The organism is Pseudomonas sp. zfem004 (assembly GCF_032621715.1).
GTDB lineage: Bacteria > Pseudomonadota > Gammaproteobacteria > Pseudomonadales > Pseudomonadaceae > Aquipseudomonas > Aquipseudomonas sichuanensis.
Genome location: NZ_JAVYJF010000006.1, coordinates 1 through 19,112 on the forward strand (window position 1 = coordinate 1; position 19,112 = coordinate 19,112).

Here is a 19,112-nt window from a genome sequence, read left to right on the forward strand (position 1 = left end):
GGTTAGTGTGAAACTCACAGACTTGCGCCGTACCTGTGGGAGCCGGCTTGCCGGCGATAGGGCCCGAATAAACAATACATAAACAACAGCTAAACATAGATAGCCGTATCACTGCTCTTGCTCTTGCTCTTGCTCTTGCTCTTGCTCTTGCTCTTGCTCTTGCTCTTGCTCTTGCTCTTGTTCTTGCTTCTAAGCGCGCAATAGTCCATGCAACACAAATTGCGACTTCAGGAGGCCGAGTGGAGGTGACTGGAGGGCCCAGGTGCGCAGCACCCTTCGGCGTAGCCGAAGGCGCGAGATGTAGACTTGCGTAGCAAGTCGGAGGCCGCGCGGGCCCGGAAGGCACCGGAGCGAGGGGACCCCGGAGCGCAGCGTAGGGGCCGTATGATGGGAGCGGGCGGCTTTGGTTACTTTGGCCAAGACCAAAGTAACCCGCCGTAAGGGCGGAAAGGTGACTAAAAGTCGCCATCGCCGCTGAATGCGCATACATCTATCAAAACAATCACACTGGGCCCGACCGCCGACCGCAATCTAGCTCCGATAAGCCCGAACAAACACCTCAACCGCCTCCCGCACATGCCCCTCCGCCTCATCCCCCGTAAGCGCCGGCGCACACCCAATCAGCAACCGATAATCCGGCGCCCCCTTCACCAGGCAGAAGAACTGCTCCGCCGCCTTCAACGGATTCTCGATCCGCAGCAACCCCCGCTGGTCGATCCCGCGCAGCAGCGCCTCCATTCCCGCGACCACCCGCTTGGGCCCGGCTTCATAGAAGTAATGCCCGAACCCCGGATCCTGGCTGCTCAGGGCAATGATCAGGCGGCTGAGCTGGACCGACTCGTCCGCGCTGATCAGCGCCTGGAACCCACGGGCGATGTTCAGCAGCACATCCATCAGCGCCGCCCCTTCGGGGTACTCGAAGATCAAATCGGGCAATTGCGCCTGGCACGTCGCCATGACCGCCGCACCGAACAGCGTCTGCTTGTCGGTGAAGTGGCTGTAGACCGTGAGTTTCGAAACACCTGCCGCCGCAGCGACCGCATCCATGCTGGTGTTGGCATAGCCAAGGCTGAGGAACAGCGACTTGGCGGCTTGGAGGATGGCCTCGCGCTTGGCCAGATCCTTGGGCCGGCCGGGGCCGATGGGTGCGTCAGTGGGCATGTGCAATCGTTACCTGCTGGGAAAGGTGAGCATCTTACCGGGTCGTGGACGATCCGGCTGTAGCGTGCGTCGCACAGCTATTATGGTTTTTCTCTCGGTAGACCGCTTCCCGGAGCTGATGCGCTGACTTAATATACTCGCCAGTATAAATATTCGTTGCGCCCCTCTGCCAAAGGTCCTTCATCATGTTGCGTCGCACGTTGTCCCTCGCCTTGCCCGCTGCCTTCGTGCTGCTGGCCGCTTGCGGCCAGGAGGCCGCGCCACCTGCTGCGCCGCGCCCGGCCCTGGTGGTCCAGCCCCAGCCTGCGGGCGCGTCGGCAGACAGCTACCCCGGTGAGGTGCGCGCGCGCTTCGAGCCTGAGCTGGCGTTTCGCATCGGCGGCAAGGTGAGCAAGCGCCTGGTGGAGGAGGGCCAGCGGGTCAAGGCCGAACAGGCCCTGGCCGAGCTCGATCCGCAGGACGTGCGCCTGCAACTGGAGGCCAACCGTGCCCAGGTGGCCGCCGCTGAAGCCAACCTGGCGTTGGTGCGCACCGAACGTGAACGCTACCAGAAGCTGCTTGACCGCCAGATGGTCAGCCACTCCCAATTCGATAACGCCGAAAACCTCTACCGTGCCGGCCTCGCTCGCCTGAAACAGGCCAAGGCCGAATTCGAGGTGGCCGGCAACCAGGCCGAGTACGCCGTGCTGCGTGCGCCCCAGGCCGGGGTGATCGCCAAGCGCCAGGTCGAAGTCGGCCAGGTGGTGGGCGCCGGGCAAACCGTGTTCACCCTGGCAGCCGACGGTGAGCGTGAGGTGGTGATCGGCCTACCCGAGCAACAATTCGCCCGCTTCAGCGTCGGCCAGGCCGTCAGCGTGGAACTGTGGTCGCACCCCAACGCCCGCTTCGACGGGCGTATCCGTGAGCTTTCGCCGGCCGCCGACCCGCGTTCGCGTACCTTTGCCGCTCGCATCGCCTTCACCTCCAACAACGCCCCGGCCGAACTCGGCCAGAGCGCGCGGGTGTTCATCGCCCACGCCGAACACGCGCCGCTGGCGGTGCCGCTCTCGGCGGTCAGCGCCGAAGCCGGGCAGGCCTATGTGTGGCGGGTCGGCAAGGACAACCGGCTGGAGCGCGCGGCGGTGCGCCTGGGGCCCTATGGCGCCGACAGCGTGCCAGTGCTCGAGGGCCTGCAGGCCAGCGACTGGGTGGTCGCCGCTGGCGGCCATGTGCTGCGCGAAGGGCAACAGGTGCGGCCTGTGGACCGCAGCAATCGAGATGTGAACCTGACGGCCAAGGAGTAAGTCCCGATGGGTTTCAACCTTTCCGCCTGGGCGCTGCGCAATCGCCAGATCGTATTGTTCCTGATGATCCTGCTGGCGGCTATTGGCGCCATGTCCTACACCAAGCTGGGGCAGAGCGAGGATCCGCCCTTCACCTTCAAGGCCATGGTCATCCGCACTTTGTGGCCGGGGGCGACGGCCGAAGAAGTGTCGCGCCAGGTCACCGAGCGCATCGAGAAGAAGCTGATGGAGACCGGCGAGTACGAGAAGATTGTCTCGTTCTCCCGACCTGGCGAGTCCCAGGTCACCTTCATGGCCCGCGATTCACTGCATTCCAAGGACATCCCCGAGCTGTGGTACCAGATCCGCAAGAAGGTCGCGGACATCAAGCACACCCTGCCGCCCGAGGCCCAGGGGCCGTTCTTCAACGATGAGTTCGGCACCACCTTCGGCAACATCTACGCGCTGACCGGCGAGGGCTTCGACTACGCGGTGCTCAAGGACTACGCCGACCGTATCCAGATCCAGCTGCAGCGGGTGAAGGATGTCGGCAAGGTCGAGCTGATCGGCCTGCAGGACGAGAAAATCTGGATCGAGCTGTCCAATGTCAAGCTGGCCACCCTGGGTGTGCCGCTGGCCGCGGTGCAGCAGGCACTGCGTGAGCAGAACGCGGTGAGTACCGCCGGCTTCTTCGAGACTCCCAGCGAGCGCCTGCAACTGCGGGTCAGCGGGCGTTTCGACAGTGTCGAGCAGATCCGCCAGTTCCCCATCCGCGTGGGCGACCGCACCTTCCGCATCGGCGACGTCGCCGAGGTGCAGCGTGGCTTCAACGACCCGCCCGCGCCGCGCATGCGCTTCATGGGCGAAGACGCCATCGGCCTTGCCGTGTCGATGAAGGACGGCGGTGACATCCTGGTACTGGGCAAGGCCCTGGAGGGCGAGTTCGCCCGCCTGGCCGAAGGGTTGCCGGCGGGCATGCAGTTGCGCAAGGTGTCCGACCAGCCGGCGGCGGTGAAAGCCGGCGTTGGCGAGTTCGTCCAGGTGCTGGTCGAGGCGCTGGCCATCGTACTGCTGGTCAGCTTCTTCTCCCTCGGCCTGCGCACCGGGCTGGTGGTGGCCCTGGCGATCCCGCTGGTGCTGGCCATGACCTTCGCCCTGATGCACTACTTCGGCATCGGCCTGCACAAGATCTCGCTGGGCGCGCTGGTGCTGGCGCTGGGCCTGCTGGTGGACGACGCGATCATTGCCGTGGAAATGATGGCGATCAAGATGGAGCAGGGCTACGACCGGCTCAAGGCGGCCAGTTACGCCTGGACCAGCACGGCCTTCCCGATGCTCACCGGCACCCTGATCACGGCGGCGGGCTTCCTGCCGATCGCCACGGCGGCGTCGAGCACCGGCGAGTACACACGCTCGATCTTCCAGGTGGTGACTATCGCCCTGCTGACCTCGTGGGTGGCGGCGGTGGTGTTCGTGCCGTACCTGGGCGAACGCCTGCTGCCGGACCTGGCCAAGCTGCATGCGGCGCGTCATGGCAGCGACGGGCATGCGCCCGACCCCTACGCCACGCCGTTCTACCAGCGCGTGCGGCGGGTGGTGGAGTGGTGCGTGCGGCGGCGCAAGACGGTCATCTTGCTGACCATCGCGGCGTTCGTCGGCAGTATCCTGCTGTTCCGCTTCGTGCCCCAGCAGTTCTTCCCGGCTTCTGGGCGGCCGGAGCTGATGGTCGACCTGAAGCTGGCTGAAGGCGCTTCGCTGAACAACACCGCCGAGCGGGTCAAACAGCTGGAAGCGCTGCTCAAGCAGCAGGACGGCATCGACAACTACGTGGCCTATGTCGGCACCGGCTCGCCACGCTTCTACCTGCCCCTGGACCAGCAACTGCCGGCGGCGAGCTTCGCCCAGTTCGTGGTGCTGGCCAAATCGCTGGAAGACCGTGAGCGCCTGCGCAGCTGGCTGATCGCAACCCTCGATGAGCAATTCCCCGACCTGCGCTCGCGGGTCACTCGCCTGGAGAACGGCCCACCCGTGGGCTACCCGGTGCAGTTCCGCATCACCGGCGAGCACATCGAGAAGGTCCGTGCACTGGCCCGCGAGGTGGCGGCCAAGGTGCGCGAGAACCCCCATGTGGTCAACGTCCACCTGGACTGGGAGGAGCCGAGCAAGGCGGTGTACCTGGACATCGACCAGGACCGCGCCCGCGCCCTGGGGGTGAGCACCGCGCACTTGTCGAGCTTCCTGCAGAGCTCGCTGACCGGCAGTACCGTCAGCCAGTACCGCGAAGACAACGAACTGATCGAGATCCTGTTGCGCGGCACCCCTGAAGAACGCCGTGAGCTGGGCAACCTGGGCAGCCTGGCGCTGCCCACCGACAACGGCCCGAGCGTGGCGCTGTCGCAGGTGGCCACGCTGGAGTATGGCTTCGAGGAAGGCATCATCTGGCACCGCAACCGCCTGCCGACGGTGACCGTGCGCGCCGACATCTACGACAAGGAACAGCCGGCCACGCTGGTGAAACAGATCCAGCCGACCCTGCAGCAGATCAAGGCCGGACTGCCGGACGGCTATCTACTGGAAGTCGGCGGCACGGTGGAGGACTCCGAGCGCGGCCAGCGATCGGTGAATGCCGGCATGCCGCTGTTCATCGTGGTGGTGTTGAGCCTGTTGATGATCCAGTTGCGCAGCTTCTCACGGATGTTCATGGTATTCCTCACCGCGCCTTTGGGGCTGATCGGCGTGACCTTGTTCCTGCTGGTGTTCCGCCAGCCGTTCGGTTTCGTCGCGATGCTCGGCACCATTGCCCTGGCGGGCATGATCATGCGCAACTCGGTGATCCTGGTGGACCAGATCGAGCAGGACATTGCCGCCGGGATGGAGCGCTGGCAGGCGATCATCGAGGCCACGGTGCGGCGCTTCCGGCCGATTGTGCTGACCGCGCTGGCAGCGGTGCTGGCGATGATTCCGTTGTCGCGCAGCGTGTTCTACGGGCCGATGGCGGTGGCGATCATGGGTGGTTTGATCGTGGCCACGGTGCTGACGCTACTGTTCCTGCCAGCGTTGTATGCGGCGTGGTTCAGGGTGAAGAAGGACTGAGTCTGGCAGGGAACTGTGATTGCGCGGCCCTGTGGGAGCGGCTTTAGCCGCGAAGCAGACGACGCGGTGGATGGCACCGGCTTTGCCGGTGTTCGCGGCTAAAGCCGCTCCCACAGGTAAGTGAGAACCCCTGTAGTAGCGGCCTTGTGCCGCGAATGGGCTGCGCAGCAGCCCTGTGGATCTCAGCTCAGAATCACAGTGCCCCGAACACCTTCTTGGCCAGGCTGGTAGCAGCCCCGGCCGGGTTCTGGCGAATGCTTTCTTCCTGTTTGCCGATCATTTCGAACAGACCGTCCAGCGCCTTCTCGGTCACGTAGTTCTCGATGTTGGCGTCATCCTTGATCAGCCCCAGGCCCTTGGCCTGCCCGGCAAAGCTGTTGTACTGCTGGGCCAGGCCAACCTTGTCGGTGGCCTGCTTGACGATCGGCAGGAACTTGGCGCGGATCTGCTCGCGGCTGCTCTTGTTCAGGTACTGCGTGGCCGAATCCTGACCACCGCTGAGGATGCCCTTGGCATCGGTCACGGTCATCTTCTTCACCGCATCCACCAGGATCGCCTGGGCCTGTGGCACGGCCGCTTCGGCAGCCTTGTTCATGCTGGCCTCCAGGGCGTCCACCTGATCACCCTTGCCGAACATCTTCATGGCCTTGGCGGCCTTGCCGAGGTTGCCTGGCAGCTCGATGCGCACATCGGGGTTGTTGCTGAAGCCGCCCGGGGTGCTCAGTTGCTTGACAGCGATCTGCGTGCCTTGGGTGAGGGCGTCCTTCAGGCCGCCGCTGGCGTCACTTTGCGACAGGTCGCCCAGCGACAGGGCCATGGCACTGGCCGACAGCAGTACGCCGGCACACAGGGTAGTGAAGCGCAGGGAGGTGCGAATCATGGATATTTCCTTATGGGCAATGAGGAGCGGGGGCTCAGCGGACCTGGTCGACCTTGATCCGTACCGGCTGCGCATCGCTGCCGTCGAGCTTCACGCCGTGGTGTTCGGTGTTGATGAACAGCAGCTTGCCGTCCAGTTCGATGCGCGCGCTCACCGCGTAGCGGTGGCCGGGCTTGATCTGGGCCGGGTCGTAGGTCAGGTGGAAGGGCAGTGGCACGTTGCCTTTCACCGGGCCATTCTGGCTGGCCAGGGTGACCGCCGGGGCGTCCATCAGCGACACGTCCTGCAGGGCCACGTTCAGGGTGGCGGCTGGCGGCAGGGCGATGCGCTGCAGGTAGAAAACTTCGCCATCGAGGCTGGCGTGGTTCGACGGGGTGTTGCTGGAGCACGCTGCAAGCAGGGTGGCGCAGCACAGGGTGAAAAGCTTTTTCATGGAATCTCCGGTGTACATGGCGCTGGCTTGTGGCCAACACCGGGGACTTTAGCGGATTTTCTTGCGGTGTGCGGCCTTCAATCCTGAGGCTGCTTTGCGGCCGTTCGCGGCGCAAGGGCCCGCAAAGCGGGCCCCGAGGCCATCACTCAGCCAATGCAGCCTCATCGCGGTGCAGCGCCACCTGGCGAATCGACAGACGCAACTCCGCCGACAGCACACGCTTGGCCACGCCTTCGGCCAGCTCGGCCAGTTTGTCGTGGTAACCCAGCTTGCCGTTGCCGTCGGGGCGCAGCACCCCTTCGCGCACCAAGGTCTGGATGAAGTGGCGGAACAGGGTCTTGTCGAAGAACTCCGGAGCGTTGAGCCCATGCAGGATCGACAGGCGCTGGGCCATCATCACGCAAAGCTCTTCCAGCTCTTCGGCAGTCAGCGTGTGCTGCCCGCTGTTGAGCAGCAACGAGGTGGCCATGTAGAAGCGCTGCAGGGTCTGGGTGATGGTGCGCGCCAGCAGCGTCAGCAGCACGAACTGCCGCGAGCTGGGTGCCGGGCGCAGGTACACGCCGTTCTCGAAACGCAGCAGGCCTTGCTCGACCAGCGCCGCCAGCCACTGATCGATGACCTCGTCCAGTTGCTCGGGCGCCCAACGCAGGAACAGCTCGGCCTGCAGATACGGGTACAGCGCCTTGACGTACTGGCCGACCAGGTCGCGGCTCATGCGCGAGCTGCTGAGGAAGAAGCTCGCCAGCAGCGCCGGCAGGGCGAAAATGTGCAGGACGTTGTTGCGGTAGTAGGTCATCAGCACCGCGTTGGCTTCGTCCAGATACAGGATGCGGCCCAGCGCGTCCTTCTGCTCGGCCAGCAGGTCCATGCCCAGCACATGCTTGATCAGCGCACTGCCGTCGCCCTCCGGCAAGGTGGTGTGGGGCGAGTAGGGCACCTGGCGCAGCAGGGCCAGGTACAGGTCGAGCACACGGGTCAGGGCGCGCTCATCGAGGGCCATGCGGCTGGTCGACAGCAGCGCCAGGGCCACCAGGTTGACCGGGTTGACCGCCGCCGCCTCGTTGAGGTGGCGGGCCACGGTTTCGCCCAGGCGCGTGGTGGTGTCGTTGAGCCAGTCCGGGCGGAACTGCGGGGCCAGTGGCTGCTCGCGCCAGCCGGGCTGCTGCTCGTCGAGGAAGCCGGCCAGGCGGATCGGTTCGCCGAAGTTGACATACACCTGGCCAAAGCGCTGCCTGAGGGCACCGAAGACCTTGAAGATGTCGAAGATCGACTCTTTCTTCTTGCTCGCGCCACGCAGCTCACCCAGGTAGGTGCGGCCTTCCAGCACCCGCTCATAGCCGATGTACACCGGCACGAACACGATCGGCGTACGCGACGAGCGCAGGAAGCTGCGCAGGGTGATCGCCAGCATGCCGGTGCGCGGCTGCAGCATGCGCCCGGTGCGCGAACGCCCGCCCTCGACGAAGTACTCCACCGGGAAGCCCTTGGTGAACAAGGTGTGCAGGTATTCGTTGAACACCGCGGTGTACAGCGGGTTGCCCTTGAAGGTGCGGCGCATGAAGAAGGCACCGCCACGGCGCAGCAGGCCGCCGATCACCGGCATGTTTAGGTTGATGCCGGCAGCGATGTGCGGCGGTGTCAGGCCATTGCGGAACAGCAGGTAGGACAGCAGCAGGTAGTCGATGTGGCTGCGGTGGCAGGGCACGTAGATCACTTCATGGCCGGGGGCGATGCCCTGCACCTGCTCGATGTGGTTGACCTTGATGCCGTCGTAGATCTTGTTCCAGAACCAGCTGAGCACCACTTCGAGGAAGCGGATCGCGGTGTAGGTGTAGTCCGAGGCGATCTCGTTGCCGTAGTGCAGTGCCTTGGCCTCTGCCTTGGCGTAGGGGATCTTCTCGCGCTCGGCCTCGTCGCTGATGGCCTGGCGCACCAGTGGGTCGTGCACCAGGCCCTTGACCAGGTTGCGACGGTGCGAGATGTCCGGGCCGATCACCGCGGTCTTGAGGTTGCGAAAATGCACGCGCATCAGGCGCTGGGCCATGCGTACGGTGCGCTCATGGCCTTTGTTGTGGCCCACCAGCTCGCGCAGGTGGATAGGCGCGGAGAACTGCACCCGGGTCTTGCGCCCCAGGATCAGGATGCTCAGCAGCCGACGCAGGCGCCCGGTGACCGCCCAGCTGTCGGCGAACAGCAGTTTCCAGGGGCTCGACTCGCTGGCCGGTGTCTGGCCCCAGAACACACTGACCGGGATGATCTGCGCGTCTTCCTCGGCATGCTGGCTGATCGCCGCGACCAGCCGCTCCAGGGTCGGTGGCGCGCCACGTTTGTCGTGGCGGCCGAGCCAGTCCGGGTCGGGGGTCAGGTAGAAGAACCCGGCAGGCTCCTGCAGCGGGCCGACCGCCACCGGCAATACCGGGCGTGGCAGCCCCGCTTTGGTGCATTCGTGGTCGATCACGGCCAGGTCGGTCAAAGATGGCGAGGGCAGGGCGTAGAACACCGGGCGGCTGCGGTCGAGCTTGAGGGTCAGCGAGGACTGGTTGATGGTCTCGGAGCGCACCCATAGGTACAGCACGCGGCGCAGGGCGCCGAAGATCAGGCGGCGCAGGGGGGAACGGGTCATGGGGTAGGTGCCCTGGGTGAAAAGTTTCGGTGTTTTTCTGGACGTTAGTCTGCCGTATCTGCGTAAGTTCAGCAAAAATCGGCAAAAATCAGGGCTGTAATGAATTTTTTTTGTTCCCTGTCATATACTCGGCCTGCCGCTTGCTTACTATTTGAGCAAGCTGCGACGGCAGGGGCGGTGAGCCCATGCCAGCAAGGCGATCTTCAAAATAAAAATCCGGAGTAGTGCAGATGTCGTCTCGTGAGACTGGGAATGTGAAGTGGTTCAACGATGCCAAAGGTTATGGCTTCATTCAGCGCGACGGTGGTGCGGATGTATTCGTCCACTATCGGGCTATCCGCGGTGAGGGGCATCGCACCCTGGTCGAAGGGCAGCAGGTGGAGTACGCACTCGTGCAGGGCCAGAAAGGCCTGCAGGCGGAGGATGTAGTCGGGCTCTAAGCCGCTGACTGCACGCTCAAGCTGCAAGTTGTCCGTGGAACTTGCAGCCTGATGCGATCATTTTTCAGTGTGTGCGCCAGGTGATTTCCTCTTCACCGTCGGCGCTGATGCGGATCCAGCGATCGGCATCTTCTTCCCCTTGTTCCTCTGTCCAGCTACCCGGTGCACAACGTACTTCGACGTTGAGTGCGGCGAATGCCGCGTGGGCGCAGGCGATGTCATCGGCCCATGGGGTCTGGTCGCTTTCCAGCAGCAGGCTGTTCCATTTCCCCACAGCCTTCGGTAACCAGGTGACCGGAATGTTACCGGCCGTGCACTTGAAGGTCTGGCCTTTCTGCTTCCATTCGCTGCACGGGCCCAGGGCCTCGGCCAGCCAGGCGGCGATCTGCTTGTGATCGACGTCGGCGTCCTTCAGGTAAATCTCGATATCGGGTTGGCGCATAAGGGGCTCCGGGGTGTGCTCAGGCTTGGCGCACAAAATAGTCATAACGCATGGAAACCGTGACTTCGAACGGCTCGGGCTGGTCGATCACCCGGGCGCGTTTCTCGGCGCTGGCGCGCCAGCCATGCGGGGTCATGGCCAGCAGGTCGGCGCGGGCCTGGGGCTCGGCCAGGCTCAGGCGGAACTCGAGCACTTCACCATGGGCGTGGGCCATGCCCTCGGGGACCAATGCCAGGTGCTTGTCATCGGCGTAGGGGCGTACTTCATCGTAGAGCACCTCGCGCAGTTCCATCAGGTGGCCGCTGGTCGGGCCGACCCGCATCAGGCCGCCGCCGGGGGCCAGCAGGCGCCGGGCCTCGTCCCAGTCGAGCGGGCTGAACACGCTGGCGATGAAGCCGCAGCTGGCGTCCTGCAGGGGCACGCGGGCCATGCTGGCGACCATCCAGGTGACCTGCGGGGCACGGCGGCAGGCACGCTTGACCGCCTCGCGGGAGATGTCCAGGGCGTAACCCTCGGCCTGTGGCAGCGCCTCGGCCAGCTGGGCGGTGTAGTAACCCTCGCCGCAGCCGATGTCCAGCCAGGCGCCTGGCTGGCGCTCGGCGGCCAGTTGCGCCAGGCGGCGGGCCACCGGCGCATAGTGGCCGGCGTTGAGGAAGCCGCGGCGGGCTTCGACCATGGCCTGGTTGTCGCCGGGGTCACGGCTGTTCTTATGCTGCACCGGCAGCAGGTTCAGGTAGCCCTGGCGGGCACGGTCGAAGCGGTGGCCGGCAGGGCAGGCCACGCCGTTGTCGAGCCGCGCCAGGGGCGCCTGGCAGAGTGGGCAGGCGAGCATCAGGCGAGCAACCGCACCAGGGTCTGGTAGTAGATCTCGGTCAGCAGGTCCAGGTCGCTGGCCAGGATGCGCTCGTCCACCTGGTGGATGGTGGCGTTGACCGGGCCGAGTTCGACCACTTGGGTGCCCATGGTGGCGATGAAGCGGCCATCGGAGGTGCCGCCGCTTGTCGAGGGCTGGGTGTCGCGACCGGTGGTCGCCTTGATGCTCGAGGCGACCGCGTCGAGCAGCTCGCCCGGCTCGGTAAGGAATGGCAGGCCCGACAGCGCCCAGTCGATCGACCACTCCAGCTGATGCTTGTCGAGGATCGCCGCAACGCGCTGTTGCAGGCCTTCGACGGTCGACTCGGTGGAGAAGCGGAAGTTGAACAGCGCGGTCAGTTCGCCCGGCACGACGTTGGTGGCACCGGTGCCCGAGTTGAGGTTGGAGATCTGGAAGCTGGTCGGCGGGAAGAATGCGTTGCCCTCGTCCCAGTGCTCGGCCGCCAGTTCCGCCAGGGCCGGCGCGGCCAGGTGGATTGGGTTGCGCGCCAGGTGCGGGTAGGCCACGTGGCCCTGTTTGCCGCGGATGGTCAGCTTGGCGCCGAGGGAGCCACGGCGGCCGTTCTTGACCACATCGCCGAGCAGGGTGGTGCTCGACGGTTCGCCGACGATGCACCAGTCCAGGCGCTCGTTGCGTGCCTTGAGGCGCTCGACCACGGCCTTGGTGCCGTGGTGGGCCGGGCCTTCTTCGTCGCTGGTGATGAGGAAGGCGACCTTGCCGCGGTGGTTCGGGTAGTCCTGCACGAAGCGTTCGCTGGCCACCACCATGGACGCCAGGCTGCCTTTCATGTCGGCGGCGCCACGCCCGCACAGCATGCCATCGGCGTCGATCAGCGCCTCGAACGGCTCATGCTGCCACTGCTGCACCGGGCCGGTAGGCACTACGTCGGTGTGGCCGGCGAAGCACAGCACCGGGCCGTCCTGGGTGCCGTGGGTGGCCCAGAAATTGTCGACGTCTTCGAAACGCATCGGCTCGAGCTGGAAGCCGACGGCGCCCAGGCGGTTCATCATTTGCGCCTGGCAGTCGGCGTCGACCGGGGTGACCGACGGGCGGCGGATCAGGTCGCAGGCCAGTTGAAGGGTAGGCGAGAGGTCGGCTGGGGCCGTCATGTGGACTCCGAAGGGCAAGGCAAGGCGGGCATTGTAGGGGCGACAGTCTAATGCAAAAAGCGTCAGGGCTGTGGGACAGGGGCGGGGTATGGCTTGGGAAAAGTTCAAGTTTCAGTAGGAAGTTTCCGTGCCTCCCTAGGAAATAGCCAGTGATGTGGCCCAAGGCCGGCTCCCTAACATGGCCCCTGCGTTTCACTCCACCACATTACTGGCTCGATTGGGTTACAAAATGAAAAATCTCGTCCCCCTGCTTACCTTGTGCGCGAGCTTGGTTGCCAGCGCCCCTGCTCTGGCGGCTTCGTCCACCGATGTATCTGTCACCGGCATGATCACCCCCGCCGCCTGTACCCCCTCCCTGAGCGGGGCGGGCAGCTTCGATTTCGGCAAGATCTCGGCGCAGGATCTGAACCAGGACAGAAACACCTCGTTCGAATCCCCCATGCAGCGCCTTACCGTTGCGTGCAGTTCCCCCACGCGCTTCGCCGTCGATGCCATCGACAACCGGGCGGGAACCGCGCACTCGGTCAGCGCATCGATGTTCGGCCTCGGTTTGAACGGGACTGAAAAGATCGGTGGCTACTGGATGGGGGTGCAAGGTGATGGCATCAACGCTGACGGCAACACCAACGTGACTCGCCTGAGCTCCAGCAATGGCGGTGCCTGGGCGCCGGTGGCCGGCGCCATCAGCTACCTGACCCATCGAAACGCCGCCGCCTCCCTGCTGGGCTTCGCGACGCAAGGTGACAGCGAGCCTAGCGCGATCAGCACGCTCTCGGCTGATCTGCAGGTCTTCATGGAAATCACCAAGGCCCGCGACCTGACCTTGACCAATGACATCGCCATCGATGGTTCGTCCAGCATCGAGGTGACCTACCTGTGATCGGGCGCGGGCGCGAGTGATGGCTATACGTCGTTCAGCACGCCCGTTTGTGCCCATGGGATACCTCAACCGAGGCTTTGTACCGCTGCATTTCTGTTACCACTTCAACAGTTGGATGAGTTCGATGATGAAAACCTATATCCCGTTCCTTGCCCTGTGCGCGACCCTGGCCGGCAGTGCCTCTGCCGTAGCAGCTTCCTCCACCGATGTCAGCGTGACTGGCATGATCACCCCCGCCGCCTGTACGCCGTCGCTTAGCGGCGCAGGTGATTTCGACTTCGGCAAGATCTCGGCGCAGGATCTGAACCAGGATGCGATCACCAAGTTCGAGTCTGGCATGCAGCGCTTGACCATCGCTTGCAGCGCACCCACGCGATTCGCCCTCGACGGTATCGACAACCGGGCAGGAACCGCCCACCTGGCGAACTCCATGTACTTTGGCCTGGGGCTCAACGGCACCGAGAAGATCGGCGGTTTCAGCATGGGCATCCAGCCGACCGGCCTCAATGCCGACGGCGATACTGACGTCACACGCATGCGTTCGGTAAATGGTGGTGCCTGGATGCCGGTGGCCAATGGTGTCGTCAACCTGGCCAGTCGAGGTGTAGGCGCGCCAGTGCTCCACGGTTTCGCCCTGCAAGGCGCAAGCGAGCCAAGCGCGATCAGCACCCTCTCGGCGGATCTGCAGGTGACGATGAACATCGTCAAGGCCACCGATCTCACCTTGACCAATGACATCAGCATCGACGGTGCCGCCAGCATCGAGGTGACCTACCTGTAATCAGCGGGGGGCGGGACGTGGTTCCCGTCCCCTCGTTGCAACACCTGGTACCGCTCAGGGAGAGCGCCCCAATGAAACCGTCACGCCTGTTACTGCTGGTGATGTGCACTGCCTCGGCGTCGCTGTCGTCGGCACGATCGACGACCGAAGTCAGTGTCACCGGCTCGATCACCCCGGCCGCCTGCGTACCCACGCTCAGCGGCGATGGCAGTTTCGAATACGGCAAGATCGGCTCGATCGAGCTGCATCCGGTGCACCGCACGCAGTTCGTGTCCACCCGGCAACGGCTGTCGATCACCTGCTCGGCACCCACCCGCTTCGCCTTGCGTGGTGTCGACGGGCGTGCGGGCTCGGCTGAATGGCCCGTGCATGACCGGCACTTCGGCCTGGGGCTGCACGGTGTGCAGAAAGTGGGCACCTACTTCGTGCTGTTCAAGGCTGAAGGGCTGACTCTTGACGGCAACACCCAGGTCGCCCGCCTGCGCAGCACTGACAACGGCGTCAGCTGGCAATTGGTGTCCACCGCCGACAGTCCATTGCCCAACGAGGGTGGCGCGGGGCTGATCGGCTTCGCCCCGGCGGGAGGTGTGCAGCCGTCGGCGATTCGTACCCTCGAGGCTTTGATCGAGGTGGACATGCACCTGGCGCCCGGCCAGTCGTTGACCTTGACCGACGAGGTGCCCATCGATGGCGCCTCGACACTGGAAGTGTCGTACCTCTGAGGCCCGCTTCGGCCTGACGGCCCTCGCATTCCCCGAGCCGCGCAAGACGGAGGGAGAGAGCCCTTTTTCCCCAACTGAACTTTCACCCGGTTGCCGCGGGCGGCCGGGTCATGCCTGGAGTTTGCCATGCCCTACATCCCACGTTGCCTGTCTCGCCCCTTGCTGGCCAGCCTGCTGGCCCTGGCCTTGCCGCTGCCCTCCTGGGCCGACGGCATGATCCCGGAAACCTCCGTGGTCATCGTCAAGGAAGAAGACGGCGAAGCCTCGATCAAGGTACGCAACAGCGACGGCGCCGCCGCCTTGCTGCATGTCACCCTGCAGGACTTGCCCGAGGACACCGAGCCGCTGTTGTTCCTGTCGCAGCCGGTATGGCGGGTGGAGGCTGGCAAGGAGCAACTGGTGCGCTTCATCCTGCGCGGCGACAAGCCACTGACCACCCAACGGCTCAAGCGGGTGATCTTCGAAGGCATCCCGCACTCCGCCGATACCAAGGCGCAAGGCTTGGCGAAGGTCGGCGTGAGCCTGCGCCAGAACCTGCCGGTGATCATCCACCCCAAGGGCCTGGCACCCAACCGCACGCCCTGGACCGCACTGCGCTGGCAGATGGCAGAAGGCAAGCTGAGCGTGCGCAACGACTCGCCCTACGTGGTGCGCCTGGCCCAGGAGCTGAAGCTGCTGCCCAGTGGCCAGGCCGCGCGGTTGGCACGCAGTTATGTGTTGCCCGGCGATACCTTGGAGATCGCCGTCGATGGTGGCCTGCAAGGCACGCCGGAAAAGGTCAGGCTGTTCCCGGCGACGGTCTACGGCTTTGCCGTGGATGCCCATGAGGCCGCGGTAGTGGCGGGTGGTGCCTGAGATGCGTTGGCGATCTGCTGGCCGCTGTGTCGGCCTGCTGGCGCTCGGCGCCGCCGAAGCGATGGCCGAGGCACCGATGAGCTTCGATGCCGAGCTGTTGCGCCTGCGTGGCATCGACCCGGGCCTGGTCGACTACCTGAGCCAATCGGCGCGCTTCACGCCAGGTACGCATCGGGTGAGCCTGAGTGTCAACGACCAGTCCCGTGGGCGGGTCGAGGTACGTTTCGATGCCGCTGGGCAACTGTGTTTCGACCGGCACCTACTCGACGCCGCCCGCTTGTTGGCGCCTGAGGAGGCAGGCACGGATGACGGCCATTGCCAGGATTTCCTTGGCCGCTACGGTCAGACTCAGATCATTCTGGAGCCCGAGTCGGCACGTGTCGGTCTGGTGGTGCCGACCCAGGCGCTGCGCCCGGTCGAGACCACTCAGGACCTGTCCGCCTACCACACCGGCGGGCTCGCGGGGGTGCTCAATTACGAACTCTCGGGCCTGCGCAACCGGTTCGAGGGCAGCAACAGCGACTACTGGTCGGCCAGCACCGAGCTGGGCTTCAACGCCGGCGACTGGATCGTGCGCAGCCACCAGATCCATACCGCGATGGACGGCGTGCGCCGCAGTGAATTCCTCGATGCCTATGCCCAGCGCACCTTTGCCGAATTGGGCACGGTGTTCCAGGCCGGGCAAATCAACCTGGTCAACCCGGTGCTGGCCGGCGCGCGGGTCGATGGCATGCAGTTGAGCACCGAACAGGCACTCGACGGCCCCGTGAGCCGCAGCGCCATCGAAGGGATCGCGCAAACCCAGGCACGGGTAGAGGTACGCCAGGCCGGCGCGCTGATCTATTCCACCGTGGTGCCGGCCGGGCCGTTCGCATTGGCCGACCTGCCGCACCTGGATCGCCTGACCGACCTGGAGGTCACGGTGATCGAGGCCGATGGCGCACAGCGTAGTTTCACCGTGCCGGCAGCCTTGGTGGCCCTGGACATCCCCGCGCCGGGATTCACCCTGGGTGCGGGCCGCGTGCGCGAGAATGCCGACGTGGCCGCCGACCCTTGGGTACTCAGCGCGGGCTGGACCCAGGCCCTGGACCGCTCGACCACTTTGAGCAGCGGCGCGCTGATGGCCAGCGGTTATCAGGCCGCGGGCCTCGGGGTGGGCGTGCAGCCATGGCTGGGCTCGCAGATCCAGTGGATGATTCAGGCGGCCAAGGCCAGTGACCTGGACACCCAAGGCCTGCAGAGCCAGCTGTCGCTGTCCCAGCAATTGACCGAGCAATGGGCCGTCAACGGCGCCTACACGCAACAGACCCAGGGCTACCGAGACTTGCTGGACAGTTTTTCCGTGGACGACGAGGCCGGGGCCCGTGGCCGTGCGAAACGCCAGTACAGCATCGGCTTGTCCTGGGTCCAGCCCTGGGTGGGCAGCCTCAGCGGCGGGTTCTCCCGCGCCGCGTTGCATGACGGGGGCGAGTCGAGCCGTGCCTATGCCTCATGGAGCCGGCGTTTCGGTGAGGTCTCGCTGTCGGCCAGCGCCGAATGGAACCTCGGTGGCAGCAGCAACCTGGGCAATGCCGCCTACCTCAGCTTGAGCATGCCGTTGGGGCGCGAACGGCGCCTGCGCGCCTCGCTGCGCGAAAGTGGCGGCGATCACCGCCTGGGCCTGTCGATGCAGGAACGTGTAAGCGACACCTTCAGTTACCGCCTCGGTGCCGAGCGCGACAGCCGCGACCGCTTGGTCGATCTCAGCGCCGGCATGTCCGCGCTGCCTCGCTACACCCAGCTCGACCTCAACTATGCCGGCTATGGCAGGGGCAACCGCAGCCTTGGGCTGGGCATGCGCGGTGGGATCGCCGCCCATGCCGAGGGCATCACCTTCGCCCCGTACGCGGTGCAGGACACCTTCGCCCTGGTCTCGGTGGGCGAGTTGCCGGGGGTGAAGCTGACGACGCCGGCAGGCCCGGTGTGGACCGACGACGACGGTCAGGCGCTGGTGGCGCAACTGGCGCCCTATGGCAGCAGCACGGTGGAAGTGCAGCCACGCTCGTTGCCGCGCAACGTCGACCTGGTCAACGGCGTGGAGCTGGTCCAGGCCGGGCGCGGCGCCGTGGCCAAGGTCGATTTCCAGGTGAACAGCACCCGCCGCGCGTTGCTCCAGGCCAGCGACGATGCCGGGCAGCCGCTTCCGGGAGGGGCGATGGTCACCGACGAGCAAGGCCAGTTCGTCACCCTGGTGCAGGAGGGCGGGCTGGTGTTCGTCCACAACCTGCAGGACCAACGGCGACTCTGGGTGAAACCGGCCGACCGGCCCGCGTGCGAGCTGCACTACAGCTTGCCCGACGCCAGCGACCTTGACGCTTACTTCGAATCCACCACGGCCTCGTGCCGGACCCTGTGACGGAGCCTGCCATGCACTCTCTTTTTCGCGGCATCGCGCTGCTCTTCGGTGGCCTGTGCCTGCTGCCGTCCTACAGCCACGCCGAGGACTGCCAGGTGTCCGTCAGCCAGCCTGTGGTGGACTTCGGCCGGTTCAATCGCACCACCTTGAAGGCGCAAGCGCAGCAGCTGATGCTGGGCACGCGCAACCTGGGGCTGACGGTGAGCTGCCCACGACCGCAGGACCTGACGCTGTTCTTCCGCGCCCCCATGCTCGATGGCACGCGTTTCGGCCTGGGCGACCAGGGCAGCTATAGCCTGCGCCTGGAACAAGCCCAGCTCGATGGCCTGCCAGTCGAGTTGGGCCGGCTCAAAGCCCCAGGGCAAGCACCGGTCGCCAGCGGGCCGGTGCTGGACTGGTTGCCGCAGACTCATTTGGCCCCCCTTCGCGACGGCCGGTTGGCCCAGGGGCGTCTGTTCAGCGCGCGCCTTGAGGTTCAAGGCCGGGCCGATGCCGCCGTACTGGGCAAGGGCGATGCGCTGCTCTGGCAGGGTGGTGGCGTTATCGAGGCAGCAGGCGCCAGCCGACCTCTGGAGCTGCAGGCGGCATTCGCCCCGGTGGCCTGTACGCCCCAACTGGGCAATGGCGGGCTGGTGGGTTTCGGGCGCATTCCCGCCCGGCAACTGGGCCAGGACGCAGGGCGCAGTTGGCACCGCGCCGTTTCGTTGAATGTGCGTTGCGATGCGCCGACGCGCTTCGCCATCAGTGCCCGGGACAATCGTCCAGCCAGCGTAAGAGCCTTCCCGGGCCTGGTGAATGGGGCGCTGTTGTTCGGCGTCGGTAATACCCGCGCGGGCCAGGCGCTGGGCGGCTATGCGGTGTCCATCGAACCCGGCGCCCAGGGCGATGGTACGTCGCTCTCGGTGCTGCAGGCCCAGGCCAATGCCCGGGCATGGCAGGCGCCCTCGGGGCCGGCTTATCTGGCCCCGGACCGACGCCTGCTGGGGTTTGCCAAGGCGGCAGGCAGCGACCGCGATCCATCGGCGATCAGCCACCTGAGCGGCCTGCTCAATATCGACCTGTTCCTGGCACCCGCCGGGGCATTGACCCTCGACGAGGAAGCGCCGATCGACGGCGCGGCCACCCTCGAAATCATCTACCTCTAGTGATCCGATGTGAAACC

The 19,112-nt window shown here is 65.4% G+C and carries 16 protein-coding genes; 9 read left to right on the forward strand and 7 right to left on the reverse strand.

Annotated elements, in window-relative coordinates:
* Positions 1 to 531 precede the first annotated feature (531 nt).
* The gene (locus tag RTH46_RS08080) at positions 532 to 1,161 is read right to left on the reverse strand and encodes a TetR/AcrR family transcriptional regulator (RefSeq protein WP_153787540.1); all 630 of its coding nucleotides are present in this window, start codon (positions 1,159 to 1,161) and stop codon (positions 532 to 534) included.
* A gap of 185 nt (positions 1,162 to 1,346) precedes the next feature.
* Here RTH46_RS08080 and RTH46_RS08085 point away from each other — a divergent pair, with 185 nt between their 5' ends.
* Together RTH46_RS08085 and RTH46_RS08090 are read left to right on the forward strand one after the other, a co-directional pair.
* Positions 1,347 to 2,444 carry an efflux RND transporter periplasmic adaptor subunit gene (locus RTH46_RS08085; RefSeq protein ID WP_153787541.1) on the forward strand — a complete coding sequence of 366 codons (1,098 nt, stop codon included), beginning with the start codon at positions 1,347 to 1,349 and terminating at the stop codon, positions 2,442 to 2,444.
* A gap of 6 nt (positions 2,445 to 2,450) precedes the next feature.
* Complete coding sequence (locus tag RTH46_RS08090) at positions 2,451 to 5,516, forward strand: efflux RND transporter permease subunit (RefSeq protein WP_153787542.1); 3,066 nt, start codon at positions 2,451 to 2,453, stop codon at positions 5,514 to 5,516.
* Between the two features lie 193 nt (positions 5,517 to 5,709).
* Here RTH46_RS08090 and RTH46_RS08095 read toward each other — a convergent pair whose 3' ends face one another.
* The 3 genes from RTH46_RS08095 to plsB form a co-directional block, all read right to left on the reverse strand.
* Positions 5,710 to 6,396 carry a DUF4197 domain-containing protein gene (locus RTH46_RS08095; RefSeq protein WP_153787543.1) on the reverse strand — a complete coding sequence of 229 codons (687 nt, stop codon included), beginning with the start codon at positions 6,394 to 6,396 and terminating at the stop codon, positions 5,710 to 5,712.
* A gap of 34 nt (positions 6,397 to 6,430) precedes the next feature.
* Positions 6,431 to 6,829 (reverse strand): YbaY family lipoprotein, encoded by a 399-nt coding sequence (locus tag RTH46_RS08100; protein ID WP_153787544.1) that lies wholly within the window; start codon positions 6,827 to 6,829, stop codon positions 6,431 to 6,433.
* Positions 6,830 to 6,971: 142 nt separating this feature from the next.
* Positions 6,972 to 9,452, reverse strand: coding sequence for a glycerol-3-phosphate 1-O-acyltransferase PlsB (plsB, locus tag RTH46_RS08105; RefSeq protein WP_316905387.1), 2,481 nt, complete (start codon positions 9,450 to 9,452; stop codon positions 6,972 to 6,974).
* 230 nt (positions 9,453 to 9,682) lie between these two features.
* Here plsB and RTH46_RS08110 point away from each other — a divergent pair, with 230 nt between their 5' ends.
* A complete protein-coding gene (locus RTH46_RS08110; protein WP_110992443.1) occupies positions 9,683 to 9,892 on the forward strand; it encodes a cold-shock protein in 210 nt (69 codons plus the stop codon).
* Between the two features lie 64 nt (positions 9,893 to 9,956).
* Here the strand turns inward: RTH46_RS08110 and RTH46_RS08115 are convergent, their stop codons facing one another.
* From RTH46_RS08115 to dapE, 3 genes are read right to left on the reverse strand one after another with little or no spacing between them, the layout of a single operon-like run.
* The gene (locus RTH46_RS08115) at positions 9,957 to 10,334 is read right to left on the reverse strand and encodes a hypothetical protein (RefSeq protein WP_110992442.1); all 378 of its coding nucleotides are present in this window, start codon (positions 10,332 to 10,334) and stop codon (positions 9,957 to 9,959) included.
* 19 nt (positions 10,335 to 10,353) lie between these two features.
* Positions 10,354 to 11,166, reverse strand: coding sequence for a putative RNA methyltransferase (locus RTH46_RS08120; RefSeq protein ID WP_316905388.1), 813 nt, complete (start codon positions 11,164 to 11,166; stop codon positions 10,354 to 10,356).
* Complete coding sequence (gene dapE / locus RTH46_RS08125; protein WP_316905389.1) at positions 11,166 to 12,317, reverse strand: succinyl-diaminopimelate desuccinylase; 1,152 nt, start codon at positions 12,315 to 12,317, stop codon at positions 11,166 to 11,168. Before dapE ends, RTH46_RS08120 begins: the two co-directional genes overlap by 1 nt.
* 178 nt (positions 12,318 to 12,495) lie before the next feature.
* Between dapE and RTH46_RS08130 the strand changes: the two genes are divergently transcribed.
* The 6 genes from RTH46_RS08130 (at position 12,496) to RTH46_RS08155 (ending at position 19,095) form a co-directional block, all read left to right on the forward strand.
* Positions 12,496 to 13,197 (forward strand): DUF1120 domain-containing protein, encoded by a 702-nt coding sequence (locus RTH46_RS08130; RefSeq protein ID WP_316905390.1) that lies wholly within the window; start codon positions 12,496 to 12,498, stop codon positions 13,195 to 13,197.
* 127 nt (positions 13,198 to 13,324) lie between these two features.
* The gene (locus RTH46_RS08135; RefSeq protein WP_316905391.1) at positions 13,325 to 13,978 is read left to right on the forward strand and encodes a DUF1120 domain-containing protein; all 654 of its coding nucleotides are present in this window, start codon (positions 13,325 to 13,327) and stop codon (positions 13,976 to 13,978) included.
* A 71-nt stretch (positions 13,979 to 14,049) separates the two neighbouring features.
* A complete protein-coding gene (locus RTH46_RS08140) occupies positions 14,050 to 14,700 on the forward strand; it encodes a DUF1120 domain-containing protein (protein ID WP_316905392.1) in 651 nt (216 codons plus the stop codon).
* A gap of 126 nt (positions 14,701 to 14,826) precedes the next feature.
* Entirely contained in the window at positions 14,827 to 15,555 is a 729-nt protein-coding gene (locus tag RTH46_RS08145) for a fimbria/pilus chaperone family protein (protein WP_316905393.1), read from the forward strand.
* A gap of 1 nt (position 15,556) precedes the next feature.
* Positions 15,557 to 17,950 (forward strand): fimbria/pilus outer membrane usher protein, encoded by a 2,394-nt coding sequence (locus RTH46_RS08150; RefSeq protein WP_316905394.1) that lies wholly within the window; start codon positions 15,557 to 15,559, stop codon positions 17,948 to 17,950.
* An 11-nt stretch (positions 17,951 to 17,961) separates the two neighbouring features.
* Positions 17,962 to 19,095, forward strand: coding sequence for a DUF1120 domain-containing protein (locus RTH46_RS08155; RefSeq protein ID WP_316905395.1), 1,134 nt, complete (start codon positions 17,962 to 17,964; stop codon positions 19,093 to 19,095).
* The last annotated feature ends 17 nt before the right edge of the window (positions 19,096 to 19,112 follow it).

Excerpts from the sequence above, each read along its gene's own strand:
- RTH46_RS08120 (WP_316905388.1), bottom strand. The coding sequence starts at position 11,166 with ATGCTCGCCTGCCCACTCTGCCAGGCGCCCCTGGCGCGGCTCGACAAC.
- RTH46_RS08135 (WP_316905391.1), top strand. The coding sequence starts at position 13,325 with ATGAAAACCTATATCCCGTTCCTTGCCCTGTGCGCGACCCTGGCCGGC.
- RTH46_RS08100 (WP_153787544.1), bottom strand. The coding sequence starts at position 6,829 with ATGAAAAAGCTTTTCACCCTGTGCTGCGCCACCCTGCTTGCAGCGTGC.
- RTH46_RS08155 (WP_316905395.1), top strand. The coding sequence starts at position 17,962 with ATGCACTCTCTTTTTCGCGGCATCGCGCTGCTCTTCGGTGGCCTGTGC.
- RTH46_RS08140 (WP_316905392.1), top strand. The coding sequence starts at position 14,050 with ATGAAACCGTCACGCCTGTTACTGCTGGTGATGTGCACTGCCTCGGCG.
- RTH46_RS08145 (WP_316905393.1), top strand. The coding sequence starts at position 14,827 with ATGCCCTACATCCCACGTTGCCTGTCTCGCCCCTTGCTGGCCAGCCTG.
- RTH46_RS08115 (WP_110992442.1), bottom strand. The coding sequence starts at position 10,334 with ATGCGCCAACCCGATATCGAGATTTACCTGAAGGACGCCGACGTCGAT.
- RTH46_RS08085 (WP_153787541.1), top strand. The coding sequence starts at position 1,347 with ATGTTGCGTCGCACGTTGTCCCTCGCCTTGCCCGCTGCCTTCGTGCTG.
- RTH46_RS08150 (WP_316905394.1), top strand. The coding sequence starts at position 15,557 with ATGCGTTGGCGATCTGCTGGCCGCTGTGTCGGCCTGCTGGCGCTCGGC.
- dapE (WP_316905389.1), bottom strand. The coding sequence starts at position 12,317 with ATGACGGCCCCAGCCGACCTCTCGCCTACCCTTCAACTGGCCTGCGAC.
- plsB (WP_316905387.1), bottom strand. The coding sequence starts at position 9,452 with ATGACCCGTTCCCCCCTGCGCCGCCTGATCTTCGGCGCCCTGCGCCGC.
- RTH46_RS08095 (WP_153787543.1), bottom strand. The coding sequence starts at position 6,396 with ATGATTCGCACCTCCCTGCGCTTCACTACCCTGTGTGCCGGCGTACTG.
- RTH46_RS08130 (WP_316905390.1), top strand. The coding sequence starts at position 12,496 with ATGGCCCCTGCGTTTCACTCCACCACATTACTGGCTCGATTGGGTTAC.
- RTH46_RS08110 (WP_110992443.1), top strand. The coding sequence starts at position 9,683 with ATGTCGTCTCGTGAGACTGGGAATGTGAAGTGGTTCAACGATGCCAAA.
- RTH46_RS08090 (WP_153787542.1), top strand. The coding sequence starts at position 2,451 with ATGGGTTTCAACCTTTCCGCCTGGGCGCTGCGCAATCGCCAGATCGTA.
- RTH46_RS08080 (WP_153787540.1), bottom strand. The coding sequence starts at position 1,161 with ATGCCCACTGACGCACCCATCGGCCCCGGCCGGCCCAAGGATCTGGCC.